9 protein-coding genes are annotated in these 14,668 nt (G+C 71.6%); 7 read left to right on the top strand and 2 right to left on the bottom strand.

What is annotated here, in order from left to right:
- Positions 1-116 precede the first annotated feature (116 nt).
- The 3 genes from ACZ43N_RS28570 (at position 117) to ACZ43N_RS28560 (ending at position 6,055) form a co-directional block, all read left to right on the top strand.
- A complete protein-coding gene (locus ACZ43N_RS28570; protein WP_468101552.1) occupies positions 117-2,246 on the top strand; it encodes an ATP-binding protein in 2,130 nt (709 codons plus the stop codon).
- A 167-nt stretch (positions 2,247-2,413) separates the two neighbouring features.
- A complete protein-coding gene (locus ACZ43N_RS28565; protein WP_468101550.1) occupies positions 2,414-4,204 on the top strand; it encodes a PucR family transcriptional regulator in 1,791 nt (596 codons plus the stop codon).
- A gap of 405 nt (positions 4,205-4,609) precedes the next feature.
- Positions 4,610-6,055: an aldehyde dehydrogenase family protein gene (locus ACZ43N_RS28560; protein WP_468101548.1), complete on the top strand. Its 1,446-nt coding sequence runs from the start codon at positions 4,610-4,612 to the stop codon at positions 6,053-6,055.
- A gap of 114 nt (positions 6,056-6,169) precedes the next feature.
- On the opposite strand, the gene ACZ43N_RS28555 is transcribed toward ACZ43N_RS28560, so the two are convergent.
- Positions 6,170-6,691 (bottom strand): GNAT family N-acetyltransferase, encoded by a 522-nt coding sequence (locus ACZ43N_RS28555; protein ID WP_468101546.1) that lies wholly within the window; start codon positions 6,689-6,691, stop codon positions 6,170-6,172.
- Positions 6,692-6,799: 108 nt separating this feature from the next.
- On the opposite strand from ACZ43N_RS28555, the gene ACZ43N_RS28550 reads away from it, so the two are divergent.
- Complete coding sequence (locus ACZ43N_RS28550) at positions 6,800-7,576, top strand: hypothetical protein (protein WP_468101544.1); 777 nt, start codon at positions 6,800-6,802, stop codon at positions 7,574-7,576.
- A gap of 105 nt (positions 7,577-7,681) precedes the next feature.
- On the opposite strand, the gene ACZ43N_RS28545 is transcribed toward ACZ43N_RS28550, so the two are convergent.
- Positions 7,682-10,540 (bottom strand): glycoside hydrolase family 3 C-terminal domain-containing protein, encoded by a 2,859-nt coding sequence (locus ACZ43N_RS28545; RefSeq protein ID WP_468101542.1) that lies wholly within the window; start codon positions 10,538-10,540, stop codon positions 7,682-7,684.
- A gap of 376 nt (positions 10,541-10,916) precedes the next feature.
- Here ACZ43N_RS28545 and ACZ43N_RS28540 point away from each other — a divergent pair, with 376 nt between their 5' ends.
- The 3 genes from ACZ43N_RS28540 to ACZ43N_RS28530 are packed head-to-tail and all read left to right on the top strand — an operon-like array spanning position 10,917 to position 14,629.
- Positions 10,917-12,602, top strand: a complete 1,686-nt coding sequence (locus ACZ43N_RS28540; RefSeq protein WP_468101540.1) for an extracellular solute-binding protein — start codon at positions 10,917-10,919, stop codon at positions 12,600-12,602.
- A 27-nt stretch (positions 12,603-12,629) separates the two neighbouring features.
- Positions 12,630-13,670: an ABC transporter permease gene (locus tag ACZ43N_RS28535; protein ID WP_468101539.1), complete on the top strand. Its 1,041-nt coding sequence runs from the start codon at positions 12,630-12,632 to the stop codon at positions 13,668-13,670.
- The gene (locus ACZ43N_RS28530; RefSeq protein WP_468101537.1) at positions 13,667-14,629 is read left to right on the top strand and encodes a carbohydrate ABC transporter permease; all 963 of its coding nucleotides are present in this window, start codon (positions 13,667-13,669) and stop codon (positions 14,627-14,629) included. Before ACZ43N_RS28535 ends, ACZ43N_RS28530 begins: the two co-directional genes overlap by 4 nt.
- Positions 14,630-14,668: the final 39 nt, after the last annotated feature.

Here is a 14,668-nt window from a genome sequence, read left to right as displayed (position 1 = left end):
GCGTAAAACGGTGAGCCCGGGTGGGCAGTCGGCCGCGTATGCGGTGAACTCCCTTTCCAGGAGCGTTAGATTGGCACGCTGATGGTGGACGGAACGGCTGGTCAGGGGGCAAGGCGATGAACAGCGACGGGACGCGGGACGCGCGGGGCACCCATGCGAATCCTGTGCCGCGTCCGGCGGGGTCGCCGGAGATGCCCGCGGTGCCTCCGCTGCCTCCCATGCCCGCCGGGGTGCCGGGCGCGCCGCCCAGGCCCGACGGGAACGCCTTCCTCACCTGGCTGCGGGCCCCCCGGCCGGACGCGGCGCCCGGCGTCTGGCGGCTCGGCCATCGCCCGCGACCCGAGGAGGAACCCGAGATCGTCCCCGGCCGCCAGCTCCTCGGCGGCGCGGTCATCGCCTTCCTCGTCGGCTGGCTGATCTGGTCCCTCCTCTGGAACGGCTATCTCGGCGGCTGGTGGCTGGTGCCGCTCTACGCGATGATCCCGGACTCCTGGGCCCCCGCCCACTCGTACTCCGCGGTTGTTCTCAGCTATGTCTGGTACGTGGTCGTCGCCCTGGCGATCATGATCGGCGTAGGGCGGCTCGGCCGCTGGGGCGAGGTCTGGCGCCGGTACGGCGCCCCGCGCTTCAAACGGCCCCAGGAGCGCCAGGCCGTACCGCCGCCCGAGCGGGACCCCGCCGAGTGGCCGCAGCTCAGGGAGGCCGGGGCCGTCGAGGTCGCCGACCGGCTCGTCGCCGAAGCGGCGGCCGGGCTCATGCGGGACGTGGATCACGCACGGATCATGCGGGCCTGGCAGGGGGTGCGCAGTGGGCGGCACAGCATGGCGACGTTCACGGGCGCGGTGCTGAAGGACGGCGCGGCGGCGTGTCTGCATCCCTCGGGGGAGCGGGACCTCCCGAGCAGGCTCGCGCAGCACGACATGGTGACCGGGCAGGTCCGGCTCGGCACGACGGCGGACGACGCCCGCAACCCCTACGCCTACCGCGGCACCGGCCTCGCCCTGGGCCCCGAGCTGCTGGGCACCTCCCTGCTGGCCGTCGGTCCCGCCGGGTCGGGCAAGACCGGGGGCATCGTGTGGCCCGTCGCCGAGTCGCTGTGTCTGCACGCGCTGGCCGGCCGCGCCGCGGTCGTGGTCGTGGGCGCGGCCGGCGCGGGGCTCGGCCCGGCCGACGCCTACGACGTCGTCGTCCGCATCGGCAACCCGGAGTCCGTGTACGACCTGGACCTCTACGGGGGCACCACCGACCCCGACGAGGCGGCCGCCGTGCTCGCCGAGGCGCTCGTCGGCGATCTCGCCGACCCGCACCCCGGCGGCGACAGCCGGCGTTCGACCACCGTGCTCGCACAGTTGCTCGGGCCGTTCCGGGCGGTGCACGGACGGTTCCCGTCGGTACCGCAGTTGCGGCAGCTGCTGGACGGAGCCCCCGGCCCCTTGGGCGAGCTGCGCAAGGCGCTCCAGGACGCCGGACAGGACTCGCTGCTGCGGGAGCTGGACGCTCGGGAGCGGCAGCTCGGGCACCCCGGCGACGTCGGCTCCGTCCTGGCCGACCGGGTCGCCCTGCTCGACCGGCCCGCCTTCGCCGGCTTCTTCGACACCTCCGGCCAGTCCCGGCCCTTTTCCCTCCAGGCGCTCGACCATCCCGTACGGGTGCGTATCGACCTCCCCCAGCGCGGCCACGCCGACGCCTCACGGATCCTGGCGCGGCTGGTGCTCGCGCAGTTCACCGCGAGCGTGGCGGTACGGGAGGACCGCTCGCTGTTCGCATGCCTGGTGCTGGACGACGCGACGGGCGTCATCACCCCGGAGGCCGTGCGCGGCATCCAACGGCTGCGGTCCGCCAACGCCGGCACGGTGCTCACCCTCCGCACCCTCGACGACGTGCCCCGGCCGTTGCGCGGGCCGCTGCTCGGCGCGACCGGCTGCCGCATCGCGCTGTCCGGGATCACCCCGTGGGACGGGCAGGACTTCGCCGAGGTCTGGGGCAAGGAGTGGACCGAGGCGCGCGACGTCACCGACCGGCAGATCATCGCGGACTCCCCGGCGGGCAAGGCATGGCACGCGCTGCGCCGGGTGATCACGGGACACGCCCCGACCGCCCGCGCCGTCACCGTGCGGCAGGTCGAACGGGAGCGCTGGTCCGCGTCCGAACTGGCGCACGCGGTTCCGCCGGGCCACGCGGTGCTGTCGCTCACGAACGTCCGGGGCGAGCACGCGCCGCCGCTGCTGGTGAACCTGCGGAACTGACCGCCCCGGGGCGCGGTCGACACGGCGGAGGGGGCGCGCGGCGACCCTACGGTGAGGCAGAATCGGGACAGGCCGTTCATACGCAGCGGCCAAAACGTACCCACGCTGATCGCCGAGACGGCCGAGATCCCGATGCCCCGACGCCGGTCCGACTATCTGAAGGCCTGATGCCCCCGACGCTCGCCTCGCTCGTCCACCACTCCGCGCTCAAGCTGACCGTGCGGGCGGGCGGGGACCGCCTGGACGTGCCCGTCCGCTGGGCCCACGTCAGCGAACTCGCCGACCCCGTGCCCTACATGGAGGGTGGCGAACTGCTGCTGAGCACCGCGCTCAAGCTGGACGCGGAGGATCCGCAGGAGATGCGGCGCTATGTACGGCGGCTGGTCGGCGCCGGAGTCGTCGGGCTCGGCTTCGGGGTCGGGGTGAACTACGAGGAGGTCCCTGAGGCGCTCGTCGAAGCGGCGCACGCCGAGGGGCTGCCCCTGCTGGAGGTGCCCCGGCGCACGCCCTTCCTCGCGATCAGCAAGGCGGTGTCGGCCGCCATCGCCGCCGACCAGTACCGGGCGGTGACGGCGGGCTTCGCCGCCCAGCGCGAACTCACCAAGCAGGCGCTGAGCGCCGGCCCCGAGGGGGTGCTCGCCGCGCTCGCCGCGCAGGTCGACGGCTGGGCCGCGCTCTACGACGCCTCCGGTGCCGTGGTGGCGGTGGCGCCCGAGTGGGCGGAGCGGCGGGCCGGTCGGCTCACCGCCGACGTCGAACGGCTGCGGGACCGGCCCGCCCCGGCCAGCGCGGTCGTCGGCGGCGAGGACCGCGTCGAGCTGCACTCCCTCGGCACCGGGCGCCGGGCCCGCGCCGCACTCGCCGTCGGCACGGCCGCCGCCCTGGGCACCGCCGAGCGGTACGCCGTCCACTCGGCGATCGCGCTGCTGACGCTCACGACGGAGAGGTCACGCTCGTTGCGCGCCGCCGAGCAGCGGATCGGGGCGGCGGTGCTGCGGATGCTGCTCGCCGGGGAACCGGACCACGCGCGGGCCGTCGCCGGGGACCTGTACGGGGAGCTGCTGGATGCCCCGTTCCGGCTGATCCTCGCGGAGTCGGGCTCCGCGTCGGCGGCTCGGGCGCGGGCGGAGGGGGCGGTCGGCGGCGGCTCGGCCGGGAGTGGCGCGGCGGTCGCCGGGGGCGAGACCGCCCGTAGTGGCGCCGCCGGTGGTGGGGCGGCCGTTCCGGCCGGTGCTTCCGCGCACGGTGATCCGCTCGGGCAGCTTGCCGAGGTCGTCGAGGCGGCGGCCGCGCGGGGCGGGGAGACGGTGCTCGTCGTGCCCGACGGGGAGCGCCTCGTCGTGCTCGCCGTGGACGGGGGCGCGGCGGTGGCCGCGTGCGGGGAGTTCGCGGCGGCTCTGGAGACGGCACGGGCGGCGACGGTGCGGGGAGCGGGGGGTGCGGGGGGTGCGGGCGGGACGTCGGCCGGGGGGTCGGGATCCGCCTCCGCCGCGGCCGGTTCCGCGGCCTCCGTCTTCGCCGAGGAGGGGGAACTCGTCGTCGGTCTCTCCGCGCCCGCCGGGCCCATAGCGGTCTCGGCCGCGTACAAGCAGGCAGAGCAGGCGTTGTCAGTGGCGCGGCGGCGGGGGCGGTGTCTGGTCGAGCACGAGGACCTGGCGGCCGGGTCCGTGCTGCCGCTGCTCGCGGACGACGCGGTGCGAGCCTTCGCGGACGGGCTACTGCGTGCGTTGCGCGAGCATGACGCGACCGGGCGGGGGGACCTGGTGGCCTCGTTGCGGGCGTGGTTGTCGCGGCACGGCCAGTGGGACGCGGCGGCGGCCGATCTCGGGGTGCATCGGCATACGTTGCGGTACCGGATGCGGCGGGTGGAGGAGATTCTCGGGCGGTCGCTGGACGATCCCGATGTGCGGATGGAGTTGTGGCTGGCGTTGAAGGCGACGTCAGCGGCGGGGGAGTGACCGGGGGTTCTTCGCCCCCGCCGCCCCTACCCGTTCCGTCGCCAGGGGCTGCGCCCCTTCGACCCCGCCAGGGGGAGTGGGTATGTGCGGGTGGGTGGGGGCTGATCGCGCAGTTCCCCGCGCCCCTCAAACAGCGGGGCCTGCGGCCCCCGCTTTTTGACGAAGGGGCCGCAGGCCGTCTTCAGGGCGCGGGGAACTGCGCGACCCGCCACGACGCGCCCGTGCCCGTCCACCCACCCGCACCCTCGAGTCATCCGGCGCCCGGCCCCACCCACCACCGCACCAAAGCGGAGCAACCCCCCGCCCCACTCATACGCGCCGGACAAACGACCCCCCGGCTTCCCGGCCCTACCGTGGAGCCGAGAAGAGGTTGTACAGAGACGCACCGAAGGGCCGGGAACGACTATGACCGCCACGCATGCCTTCTGGCTCGCCGGCCGCGAGGCCACCGGTGAGACCACGTTCGATGTCACGTCGCCGTGGGACGACCGGCTCGTCGGCAGGGTGAGCGTGCCGACGGACGCGCAGGTCGAGGAGGCGGTGGCCGCCGCGTACGCCGTGCGGGACGAGTTCGCGGCGACGCCGGCGCACGTACGGGCCGCCGCGCTGGACCACGTCAGCCGGCGTCTGGCCGAACGGACCGAGGAGATCGCGCAGCTGATCTCCGCCGAGAACGGCAAGCCGGTCAAGTGGGCCCGCGGCGAGGTCGGCCGTGCCGTGTCCGTGTTCCGGTTCGCGGCGGAGGAGGCCCGCCGGTTCAACGGCGGTGAGGCACAGCGCCTCGACACCGACCTGGGCGGTCAGGGACGGCTCGCCCTCACGCGCCGCTTCCCCAAGGGCGTCGTCCTCGGCATCGCGCCGTTCAACTTCCCGCTGAACCTCTGCGCCCACAAGATCGCCCCGGCGATCGCGGCCGGTGTGCCGATCATCCTGAAGCCCGCCCCGGCCACCCCGCTCTCCGGTCTGGTCCTCGGTGAGCTGCTGGCCGAGAGCGAGCTGCCCGCCGGGTCGTGGAGCATCCTCCCCGTCGCGAACGACCGGATGCCGGCCCTCGTCCAGGACGAGCGGCTGCCGGTCATCTCCTTCACCGGTTCCGAGAAGGTCGGCTACGCGATCATGGACTCGGTGCCGCGCAAGCACTGCACGCTGGAGCTGGGCGGCAACGGCGCGGCGGTCGTGCTCGCCGACTACGCCTCCGACGAGGACCTCGACTGGGCCGCGAACCGCATCGCCACCTTCTCCAACTACCAGGGCGGCCAGTCCTGCATCTCGGTCCAGCGGGTGATCGCGGACGCGTCCGTGTACGACCGGCTGCTGCCGCGGATCGTGGCCGCCGTGGAGGCCCAGGTCACCGGCGACCCGTCCGACGCCGCCACCGACGTCGGTCCGCTGGTCAGCGAGGACGCGGCGAAGCGTGTCGAGGCGTGGGTGCGGGAGGCCGTCGACGCGGGGGCCGCCCTCCTCACCGGGGGCAAGCGCGACGGCGCCTCGTACGCGCCGACCGTCCTCACCGACGTACCGGACGACGTCACGATCTCCTGCGAGGAGGTCTTCGGCCCCGTCCTCACCGTCCAGAAGGTGAACGGAGAGGCCGAGGCCTTCGCCGCCGTCAACGACTCCAAGTACGGCCTCCAGGCGGGCGTCTTCACCCACGACCTGCAGACCGCCTTCCGCGCCCACCGTGCGCTGGAGGTCGGCGGCGTGGTGATCGGCGACGTCCCGTCCTACCGCGCCGACCAGATGCCGTACGGCGGCGCCAAGCAGTCCGGCGTCGGCCGCGAGGGCGTCCGGTTCGCGATGGACGACTACACGTACGAGCGGGTGCTGGTGCTGACCGGCCTCGCCCTCTGATTCGCCACGGGACTGGTGGGAGATTAACGGCCGCAGCCCCGTGTGCGGGGGCTGCGGCCGTTCCTGCTTCGGGGCCGTCGTCCTATGACGACCCCCTGATGTCAGCGGGTTTGGCTAGGAGCGTGGGTCAGTATCCGCCGTCGTGTCGGTCCAGGCGATCTCGAAGTACCTGACGCGTTCGTCTTCTCCGGCCGGCCGCATGCCAGCTGCCATCATGACGCGCTGGGACGCGATGTTGTCGTGGTCGGCGTCGCCTTTCACGCAGGTGACGCCGCGTGCCCGGGCGAACAGCAGTAGCTCGCGGAGGGCTTCGGAGGCGTATCCCCTGCCTCGCGCTGACGGGATGAGACCGTAGCCGATCGTGACGCTGCCGTTGTCGTCCGCAGGTCCGTGGAAGCCCAGACCGCCGATCGCCTGACCGTCCTCGCGGCGACGGATCTCATAGTTACCGAACGGTCGGGGATCACCGGTGTCCGCGCAGGTGCCCACAAAGCGCCTGGCGGCGGACACGTCCCCATCGGTGGGGTACCCGGGCGCCCATCGGGCATCGCCATCCGGCTCGCCCGCCACCACTCGCTCAGCCTCGCTGACCGTCATCGGATGAAGCACGAGCCGCGCTGTCACAAGATCGCCCATGGTCGGGAGGGGTATCACGAGGGACGACCGGACCGCACTTGGATTATCCGAGCGGGCAGCACCCCGCCTCCGGTTGATGACCGTAGGTGCGGAAGGATCGCGGCATGCGTGGCGGGGCTGGAGTGTGGGGACGACCCGCAGGGCAGCTCGCTTCCCCGCTGCCTCCGCCGTCCGTTCGACGACGCGCTCGAAGCCGCCGTCGACCAGGCCCGCGGGGGGAGGAGCGTCGTCAAGGTCCTGCTGGGCGACTCCTCCACGGGGAAGTCCCGGGCGGCGTACGAGGCGATCAGGCGCCTGCCGCACGGGTGGAGACTCTGGCATCCGATCGATCCGGACGATCTGCTCCTCATGGGCGACCACCGCTCTGCCGCCGCCCTGTTCTGGAGGGCCTACAACCTCGGCCTGGACTGCGTCCTGTTGGAACTGGCCGCCCTGAGGGAGGCGGAGGGCAGACTCAAGCAGGCGGAACGCCTGCACAGGCGCGCTCTCCGGGAAGGGCACGACTCAGCGGCGAACCAACTGATCCGTCTCCTGATGCGCGGCGGGCGGACCAGGGAAGCCGAGGAACTGGCCGGCGACTGGCCTGACCGCATGAAGGAACTGGCGCGGGCGCGTGCCCCGCGGGGTGAGTGGGGCGCAGCGGAAGACCTGTTGACGTCGCTGGTGGTTCGCGGAGAGGCGGACGCGCTTCTGGCCCTGGCCGAGTTCCGGCAGAAACGCGGCGGTCTCGCCGGAGCCGAGACCGCGCTTCGAAAGGCGCGGAACGCCGGGGTGCCCGCGGCCGACAAGCGCCTGGCCGAGCTGCCGGCGGGGTCGAGCGGGCCGGTAGCCGCCGGGCGAGGAAGGCGGGACGCGGAAAACGAGGAGCGCACCTCTAGCCTCTGACAATCGTTTTCATATATTCTGGTGTCAGATCCCGGGATGAAGGGGCCCGGCACCGATGCCTTCCGGTGCCGGGCCCCTTCTGTGTGCCGGCCTGCTTCCGGACCCTCAACCGGAGAAGCCGACGCGCGCGAGCCGCAGCGGGCCGCGGACTCTGAGATGGACGTCGTGCACCTCGGTGGCGGAGACGGCGGCGTGCAGGGTGGTGTACGTGTACGGGTCCGCGGTGGGGGTGCCGAGCGTCAGGGTCGCCAGCACCGGGCCGCCGATGAGGGAGAACTCGACGCTTCCCCCGCCCGCCACCTCGACCGACATCCCGGTGACCCCCGGCCCGAAGTCGCAGCCGCGGAAGATCAGTTCACCCGAGGCGGCGCCCAGGGGTGTCACGGCGTCGCCCGCCGCCTTGGTGCGGTCGACGATCTCCGTGCCGCGCTGCTCGTCGAAGTCCGCCGCGTTGAGGCCGCGTTCGCGGACCGGCCGCGGGGTGAGCGGCTCGCCCTCGACCTCGATGGTCGTGCGCAGGCGGATGTCCTCGCTGGACGCGCCGGCCAGCACCTCGTACGCCCCCGGTGCCAGCCGCCAGGTGCCGTGGGCCACGTCCCAGAACTCCAGGGCGGACAGCGGCAGCCGGAAGGTCAGCTCGGTCGCGGCGCCGGCGGCGAGGGTGAGACGGCGGTGGCCGGCCAGTTCGCGGCGCGGGCGCGGGACCGAGGGGTCCACCGCTCGGACGTAGAGCTGGGCGACCTCGTCGGCGCCCACAGTGCTCGTGTTGGTGACGGTGAAGGAGACGGTCAGCTCGTCCCCACCCCCGTCCCGGCCCGGCTCCACCCGGGCGTCGAGGTTCTCGTACGCGAACTCCCCGTACGACAGGCCGTGGCCGAACGGGAACAGCGGTTCGCCCTCGAAGTAGAGGTAGGTCTGGCGGGCGCCGATCACGTCGTAGTCGAGGAGGTCGGGCAGGTCCGCGTCGGAGGCGTACCAGGTCTGGGGGAGGCGGCCGGCGGGGGAGACGTCGCCGGCGAGGACGCGGGCCAGGGCGGTGCCCGAGGCCTGGCCGCCGTGGGCGGTCCACAGGGCGGCGGGCAGATCGGCCGGGTCGACGGCGTACGGGTAGGCCGAGACCAGGACCAGGACCGTGTTCGGGTTGGCGGCACGGGCCGCGCGCAACAGCCGCTCCTGGTGGGCGGGGAGGGCGAGGGTGGTGCGGTCCTCGGTCTCCCGGCCGTTGATGTGCGGGTCGTTGCCCGCGACCACGACGACCACGTCGGCCTCGGCGGCGGCCTGTCCCACCGCCTCCTCGCCCGCCTGGACCACGACGAGTTCGAAGACCTCCGGATTCCCGTCGGCAACCTGCACGCCGTCGGCGGCGACAGTGACGTACCGGCCCGTCCCTGTGTGCTTGAGGAGGTGACCGTTCTCGTGAGGTTCCAGGCGGAACGTCTCCTGGACCACCCAGCCGCCCGGCTGGTCGGCGGCGGCACGGACCCGGCCGTCCTCGGCGACCGAAAGGTAACGGCCGTCCGGCGCACGGAAGGTGAGGACGCCCTCGCCCCAGTCGACCAGGGCGAGTTCGGTGCCGGTCGGGTCGGTGGTGAGCGGGGGCAGGTCCGAACGGCCGGCGAGGAGCGCCGGGTCGAGGGCGCCCGCCGCACCGGGCGCCTCGTCGGCGGTGTCGCCGGACTCGGGGACGGCCAGGTACGCGCCGCCCGCCGTGCGCAGCCTCACCCGGTCCACGCCCTCCGCGAACGTCACGCGCTCGGCGCCGAACCGGTCGTGGAGGCCCTCCAGCGGGGTCGAGCGGTGGATGAGGGTGCCGCTGTACCAGTCCAGCTTGCACTCGTCGGCGAGGAGGCCGACGACGGCGATCCGGGTGTCCCCGGGGAGCGGCAGCAGACCGCCCTCGTTCTTCAGCAGGACGATCGCCTGCTCGGCGGCCTCCTGGGCGAGGGCCCGATGGGCCGGGGTGTCGAAGTCCTTGACGTCGCCGTACGGGTCGGCCCCGGGGTCGAACTCGCCGAGCCGGAAGCGGACCGAGAGCTGGCGGCGGACCGCCTCGTCGATGTCGTCCTCGGTCAGCAGGCCCCGGTCGAGAGCGCGCCGGATGCGTCCGGTCATCGTCGAGCTGTCGGTGCCGTGGTCGGTGAAGCTGTCGACGCCGGCGCGCAGCGAGGCGGCGGTCGCCTCCTCGTGGGTGTCGAAGTAGTGCTCGGAGTCGACCAGGTTCGACGGGGCGCCCGCGTCGGAGCAGACGAGCAGGGGTTCGTCGGTCCAGGTGCGCAGATGCTCGGCCAGGTAGGGCGAGACATGGTTGGGGCGGCCGTTGACCAGGTTGTACGCGGGCATGACGCCGGCGACCGCGCCCGCCTCGACGGTCGCGCGGAAGGCGCGCAGATCGTACTCGTGCAGGACGCGCGGGCGGACCGAGGAGGACGTCTCGGAGCGGTCGGTCTCGTTGTTGTGGGCCAGCCAGTGCTTGAGGACGGGGGCGGTGCGCCAGTACGTGGGGTGGTCGCCGCGCAGGCCCCGGGTGTACGCGGTCGCGATCGCCGAGGTCAGCCTCGGGTCCTCGGAGTAGCCCTCCTCGTTGCGGCCCCACAGGGGGTGACGCAGGAGATTCACCGTCGGGGACCAGACGTTGAGACCGACGCGGTCGTCGCGGGCCCGCATGGCGCGGACCTCGGTGGACACCGCCTCGCCGACCCGGCGTACCAGGTCCTCGTTCCAGGTGGCGCCGAGACCGACGGCCTGCGGGAACACCGTCGCGGGACCCATCCAGGCGACCCCGTGCAGGGCCTCCTGGCCGGTGCGGAACGCGGCGACGCCAAGACGTTCGACCGCGGGTGCGAACTGGTGCAGAAAGCTGATCTTCTCGTCCTGGGTGAGCCGCTGGAGCAGGTCGTCGATGCGCTTCGCGACCGGCAGCTGCGGATCACGGAACGGCGGCACAGGCGGCGTCTGAGCGGTCACGTGGGGTTCCCTTTGTGATGGAGCGGCGAGGCACTTTCGAAGCGCTTCGATGCTCATTCGACCGTGGGGTGGGTGTCAAGAGACCAAGGCGCAACGGATCTGTTTCCTCACTGTCATACAGGCCCCGTTCCGGGGGTCGCGTCAGTTGTCCATACCTCCGGGGAATCTGGGAATCGACCCTTGTGCACCCCCGGTCGTTCACTTAACCTCGCAGCAACATCGAAGCGCTTCGACGGCGTGGGGACCGCTTCGCCCGCCTCCCCGTCCCTCCGCCGGTCATGGGTTACATCGCCTCAGCACAACCAGTCCCACTCAAGACACCGCAGCCGACGGCCACCGCCGGGTGTCCTGGTGTGCGCCATGAAGGGTTGACGCAATGACGCCGAACTCCGCCGCCCCCTCCGCCCCGAGCCGGAGAAGCTTCCTCGCCTCCACGGCGGTTGCCACCGCCGTCGTGGCGGGAGGTGTGCCTCTGCTGTCCGCCTGCGGCGGCTCGCAGGAGGGCCGCAAGGAGGGCACCACGTCCGGGAAGGACGCGCAGAAGCTCCTTCCGGCGTTCGTCGCCTCGACCGTCGTGGCCCCCGACATCCCGGCGAAGAACGGCTCGGCGGCGGGCTTCACCAAGGCGATCCCCACCGCGGAACTGAAGACCTCGGTCCCGAAGAAGCTCGGCAGCGGCGGCCGGCTGAAGGTCATGTCGCCGTTCTGGGGGACCCCACCCAAGGGTGACAACCCGTACTACCAGGCGATGAACGAGGCCATCGGGGTCGAGGTCATCTGGCAGAACCAGGACGGCATCACCTACGACCAGAAGCTCGGCGCGGTCCTCGCCTCCAGCGACATCCCCGACGCGGTGGTCGTGCCCGCCTGGAACCTGATGGGCAAGATACCCAGCGCCATCAACGCCAAGTTCGCCGACCTCGGCCCCTACCTCTCCGGCGACAAGGTCAAGAAGTACCCGAACCTCGCCGCCGTCCCCAGCGAGGCCTGGCAGCGCGCCATCTTCGGCGGCCAGCTCCGCGGGATCCCGATGCCCGGCTCGTACGTCACGAACATCGCGCCCCTCTACCGCAGGGACCTCTTCGGGAAGAAGGGCTACGAGGTCCCGAAGAGCCCCGACGCGTTCCTGTCCTGGGCGAAGGAGGCCACCGACGCCAAGTCGAAGCTGTGGGCCTGCGACGACATGAAGTGGGCGGCGTTCCACATCCACGGCGTCTTCCCCGGCGGCGACAAGGAGCTGTGGTGGAACATGGTCGACGGGAAGCTGGTCAACCGTGTCGAGACCGAGGAGTACCTGGAAGCCCTGGAGTGGACGCGCAAGCTCTACGCGGCCGGCGTGGTCCACCCCGACGCCCTCAACATCAAGGCGGGCGGCACCGCGGGCAACCGCTTCACCGCCGGGGAGGTGCTGGTCTACAACCAGAACATCTCCGACTGGTGGGGAAAGACGGCCGAACAGCGCACCCAGAACCCCGACTTCGACATGGCCGCGTTCGACTACTTCGGCGCCGACGGCGGCGACCCCACGCTCTGGGCCGGCCAGCCGGCCAGCATCTTCACCTTCATCAGCAAGAAGGCGACCAAGCAGCAGATCAAGGACTTCCTCGCCCTCTGCAACTACTGCGCGGCCCCCTACGGCACCAAGGAGTTCATGCTCACCGCCTACGGCGTCGAGGGCACGGACTACGAGACGAAGAAGGGACTGCCGGTCAAGACCACCCAGGGTGTCAACGAGGTCAACGGCGCCTACGACTACACCGGCAACCCCGCCCCGTACGTCGCCTACCCCGACCTGCCCGAGATCACCAAGGGAATCGTCGAGTGGCAGCAGCGCATGGGCGCCTTCACCAAGAAGACCTCCTTCTTCGGGCTGACCATCACCGAGCCCAACCGCTGGGCCAACCTCGCCGACAACTTCGAGCAGCTCGAGGACGACACCGTCCGCGGCCGCAAGAAGATCAGCGACGTCCAGCAGGCGGTGTCCGACTGGAAGAGCAAGGGCGGCGACAAACTGCGCGACTGGTACAAGAAGCTGCTCGACGAGACCGGCTCGGCGAGCTGACCCGGGGCCCGAGGCAAGGAGAAGGCCGTGTCCCACAGCACGGTGCCCCGGCCCGGGGCCGAGGCGAAGCCCCCCGAGCAGCCCCCGGTGGCGTCCGGTGACGCCGCCGGGTCACGGCCCCGGGGGGAAAGACGCACCGGCAGGCTGAGCTTGCGGCTCAGATTCCGGCGTGACCGCACGCTGATCCTGATGACGCTGCCCGCGGTCCTGCTCCTCGTGGTCTTCAACTACATACCGATCCTCGGCAATGTGGTGGCCTTCCAGGACTACGACCCCTACCTCAGCGACAACGGCTTCGTCGCCATGCTGGAAAGCCCCTGGGTCGGGCTGGAGCAGTTCGAGCGGATCGTCGCGGACTCGGCCTTCTGGCACGCGGTGCAGAACACGTTCGTGCTGTTCTTCCTGCAGTTGGTGCTGTTCTTCCCGGTCCCGATCCTGCTCGCGCTGCTCATCAACAGCGTGGTCAGGCCCCGGGTCCGGGCGGTCGCCCAGGCGGTGATGTACCTGCCGCACTTCTTCTCCTGGGTCCTCGTCGTCACCGTGTTCATGCAGATCTTCGGCGGCGCCGGCATCATCGCGCAGACCCTGCGCCGGCACGGCGTCGAGGGCTTCGACCTGATGACCAACCCGGAGACCTTCAAATACCTGGTCACCGTCGAGATGATCTGGAAGGACGCAGGCTGGGGCATCATCGTCTTCCTCGCCGCGCTCTCCTCCGTCTCCCACGACCTCTACGAGGCCGCCGCCATGGACGGCGCGGGCCGCTGGCGGCGCATGTGGCACATCACCCTGCCCGCCCTGCGCCCGGTGATCGCCCTGCTCCTGGTGCTCCGCGTCGGTGACGCCCTCACCGTCGGATTCGAGCAACTCCTCCTCCAACGCTCGGCCGTGGGCGTCGACGCCTCCGAGGTCCTCGACACCTACGTCTGGTGGAACGGCATCCGCAACCAGGACTTCAGCTATGCCGCCGCGGCGGGACTCATCAAGGGTCTGGTCGGCGTCTCCCTGGTCCTCGTCGCCAACAAGGTCGCCCATCTCATGGGCGAGCAGGGGGTGTACAAGAAATGAGCGCGCTCCTCGACAAGACTGCCAGGCAGGCCGGCCGGCGGCCGGCCCCGCAGAAACCGAGCCGCTGGGCCGCCCCGCCACGGCCGGTCTGGGAGGAGGAACCCGCCAGGGCCGGACTCGCGGGCAAGGGCATCGCCCTGGGCTTCGCCTGCTTCGCGATCCTCTTCCCGCTGTGGATCGTCATGGTCACCAGCCTCCAGACGAAGAAGACCATCGACGAGGCGGGCGGCCTGGTCGTCATCCCCAAGAGCATCACCTTCGTCGCCTACCAGGAGCTTCTCGGCGGCGGCCAGGTCCAGCGGGCCGCGCTGGTCAGCGTGGGTGTCACCCTCGTCGGCACCCTGTTCAGCATGACGGTCTCGGTCCTGTGCGCCTACGGACTCTCCCGCACGGGCTCCCTCGGCCACCGCTGGCTCCTGATGACCCTGCTCGCGACGATGTTCTTCGGCGCGGGCCTGATCCCGACCTACCTCCTGGTCCAGGCCCTCGGTCTCACCGACACCTATCTCGCGCTGATCCTCCCGAGCGCGGTCAGCGTCTTCAACATCCTGGTCCTGCGGTCGTTCTTCATGGGCATCTCCCCGGAGCTCGTCGACAGCGCCCGTATCGACGGCGCCGGCGACTGGCGCATCCTCTGGAAGATCGTGATGCCCCTGTCGAGGGCGGTCCTCGCGGTCATCGCCCTGTTCTACGCGGTGGGCTACTGGAGCGCCTGGTTCAACGCCTCGATCTACCTCACCGACCAGGACATGATGCCGCTGCAGAACGTCATGATCCAGCTCGTCCAGAAACAGGAACGCCCCGTCGGCCTGTCCGCCCAGATCAATACCGGCCAACTCTCCCCCCTGGCCATCCAGATGGCCGTCATGGTGATGGCCCTGCTTCCGGTCGCCGTCCTGTCGCCCTTTGTTCAAAAGCACTTCAAGAAGGGCATGCTCACCGGCGCGATCAAGGGCTGACCCGAGCCGCCCCACCGACCCCCGCCGTGTTCGGCCGTG

This window comes from Streptomyces sp. NPDC030814 (assembly GCF_055572155.1).
This window is presented reverse-complemented; position numbering and strand designations above follow the sequence as displayed.

What these genes read in the sequence shown, in the direction of transcription:
- ACZ43N_RS28570 (WP_468101552.1), top strand. Translation starts at nt 117, where the DNA reads ATGAACAGCGACGGGACGCGGGACGCGCGGGGCACCCATGCGAATCCT.
- ACZ43N_RS28565 (WP_468101550.1), top strand. Translation starts at nt 2,414, where the DNA reads ATGCCCCCGACGCTCGCCTCGCTCGTCCACCACTCCGCGCTCAAGCTG.
- ACZ43N_RS28560 (WP_468101548.1), top strand. Translation starts at nt 4,610, where the DNA reads ATGACCGCCACGCATGCCTTCTGGCTCGCCGGCCGCGAGGCCACCGGT.
- ACZ43N_RS28555 (WP_468101546.1), bottom strand. Translation starts at nt 6,691, where the DNA reads ATGGGCGATCTTGTGACAGCGCGGCTCGTGCTTCATCCGATGACGGTC.
- ACZ43N_RS28540 (WP_468101540.1), top strand. Translation starts at nt 10,917, where the DNA reads ATGACGCCGAACTCCGCCGCCCCCTCCGCCCCGAGCCGGAGAAGCTTC.
- ACZ43N_RS28530 (WP_468101537.1), top strand. Translation starts at nt 13,667, where the DNA reads ATGAGCGCGCTCCTCGACAAGACTGCCAGGCAGGCCGGCCGGCGGCCG.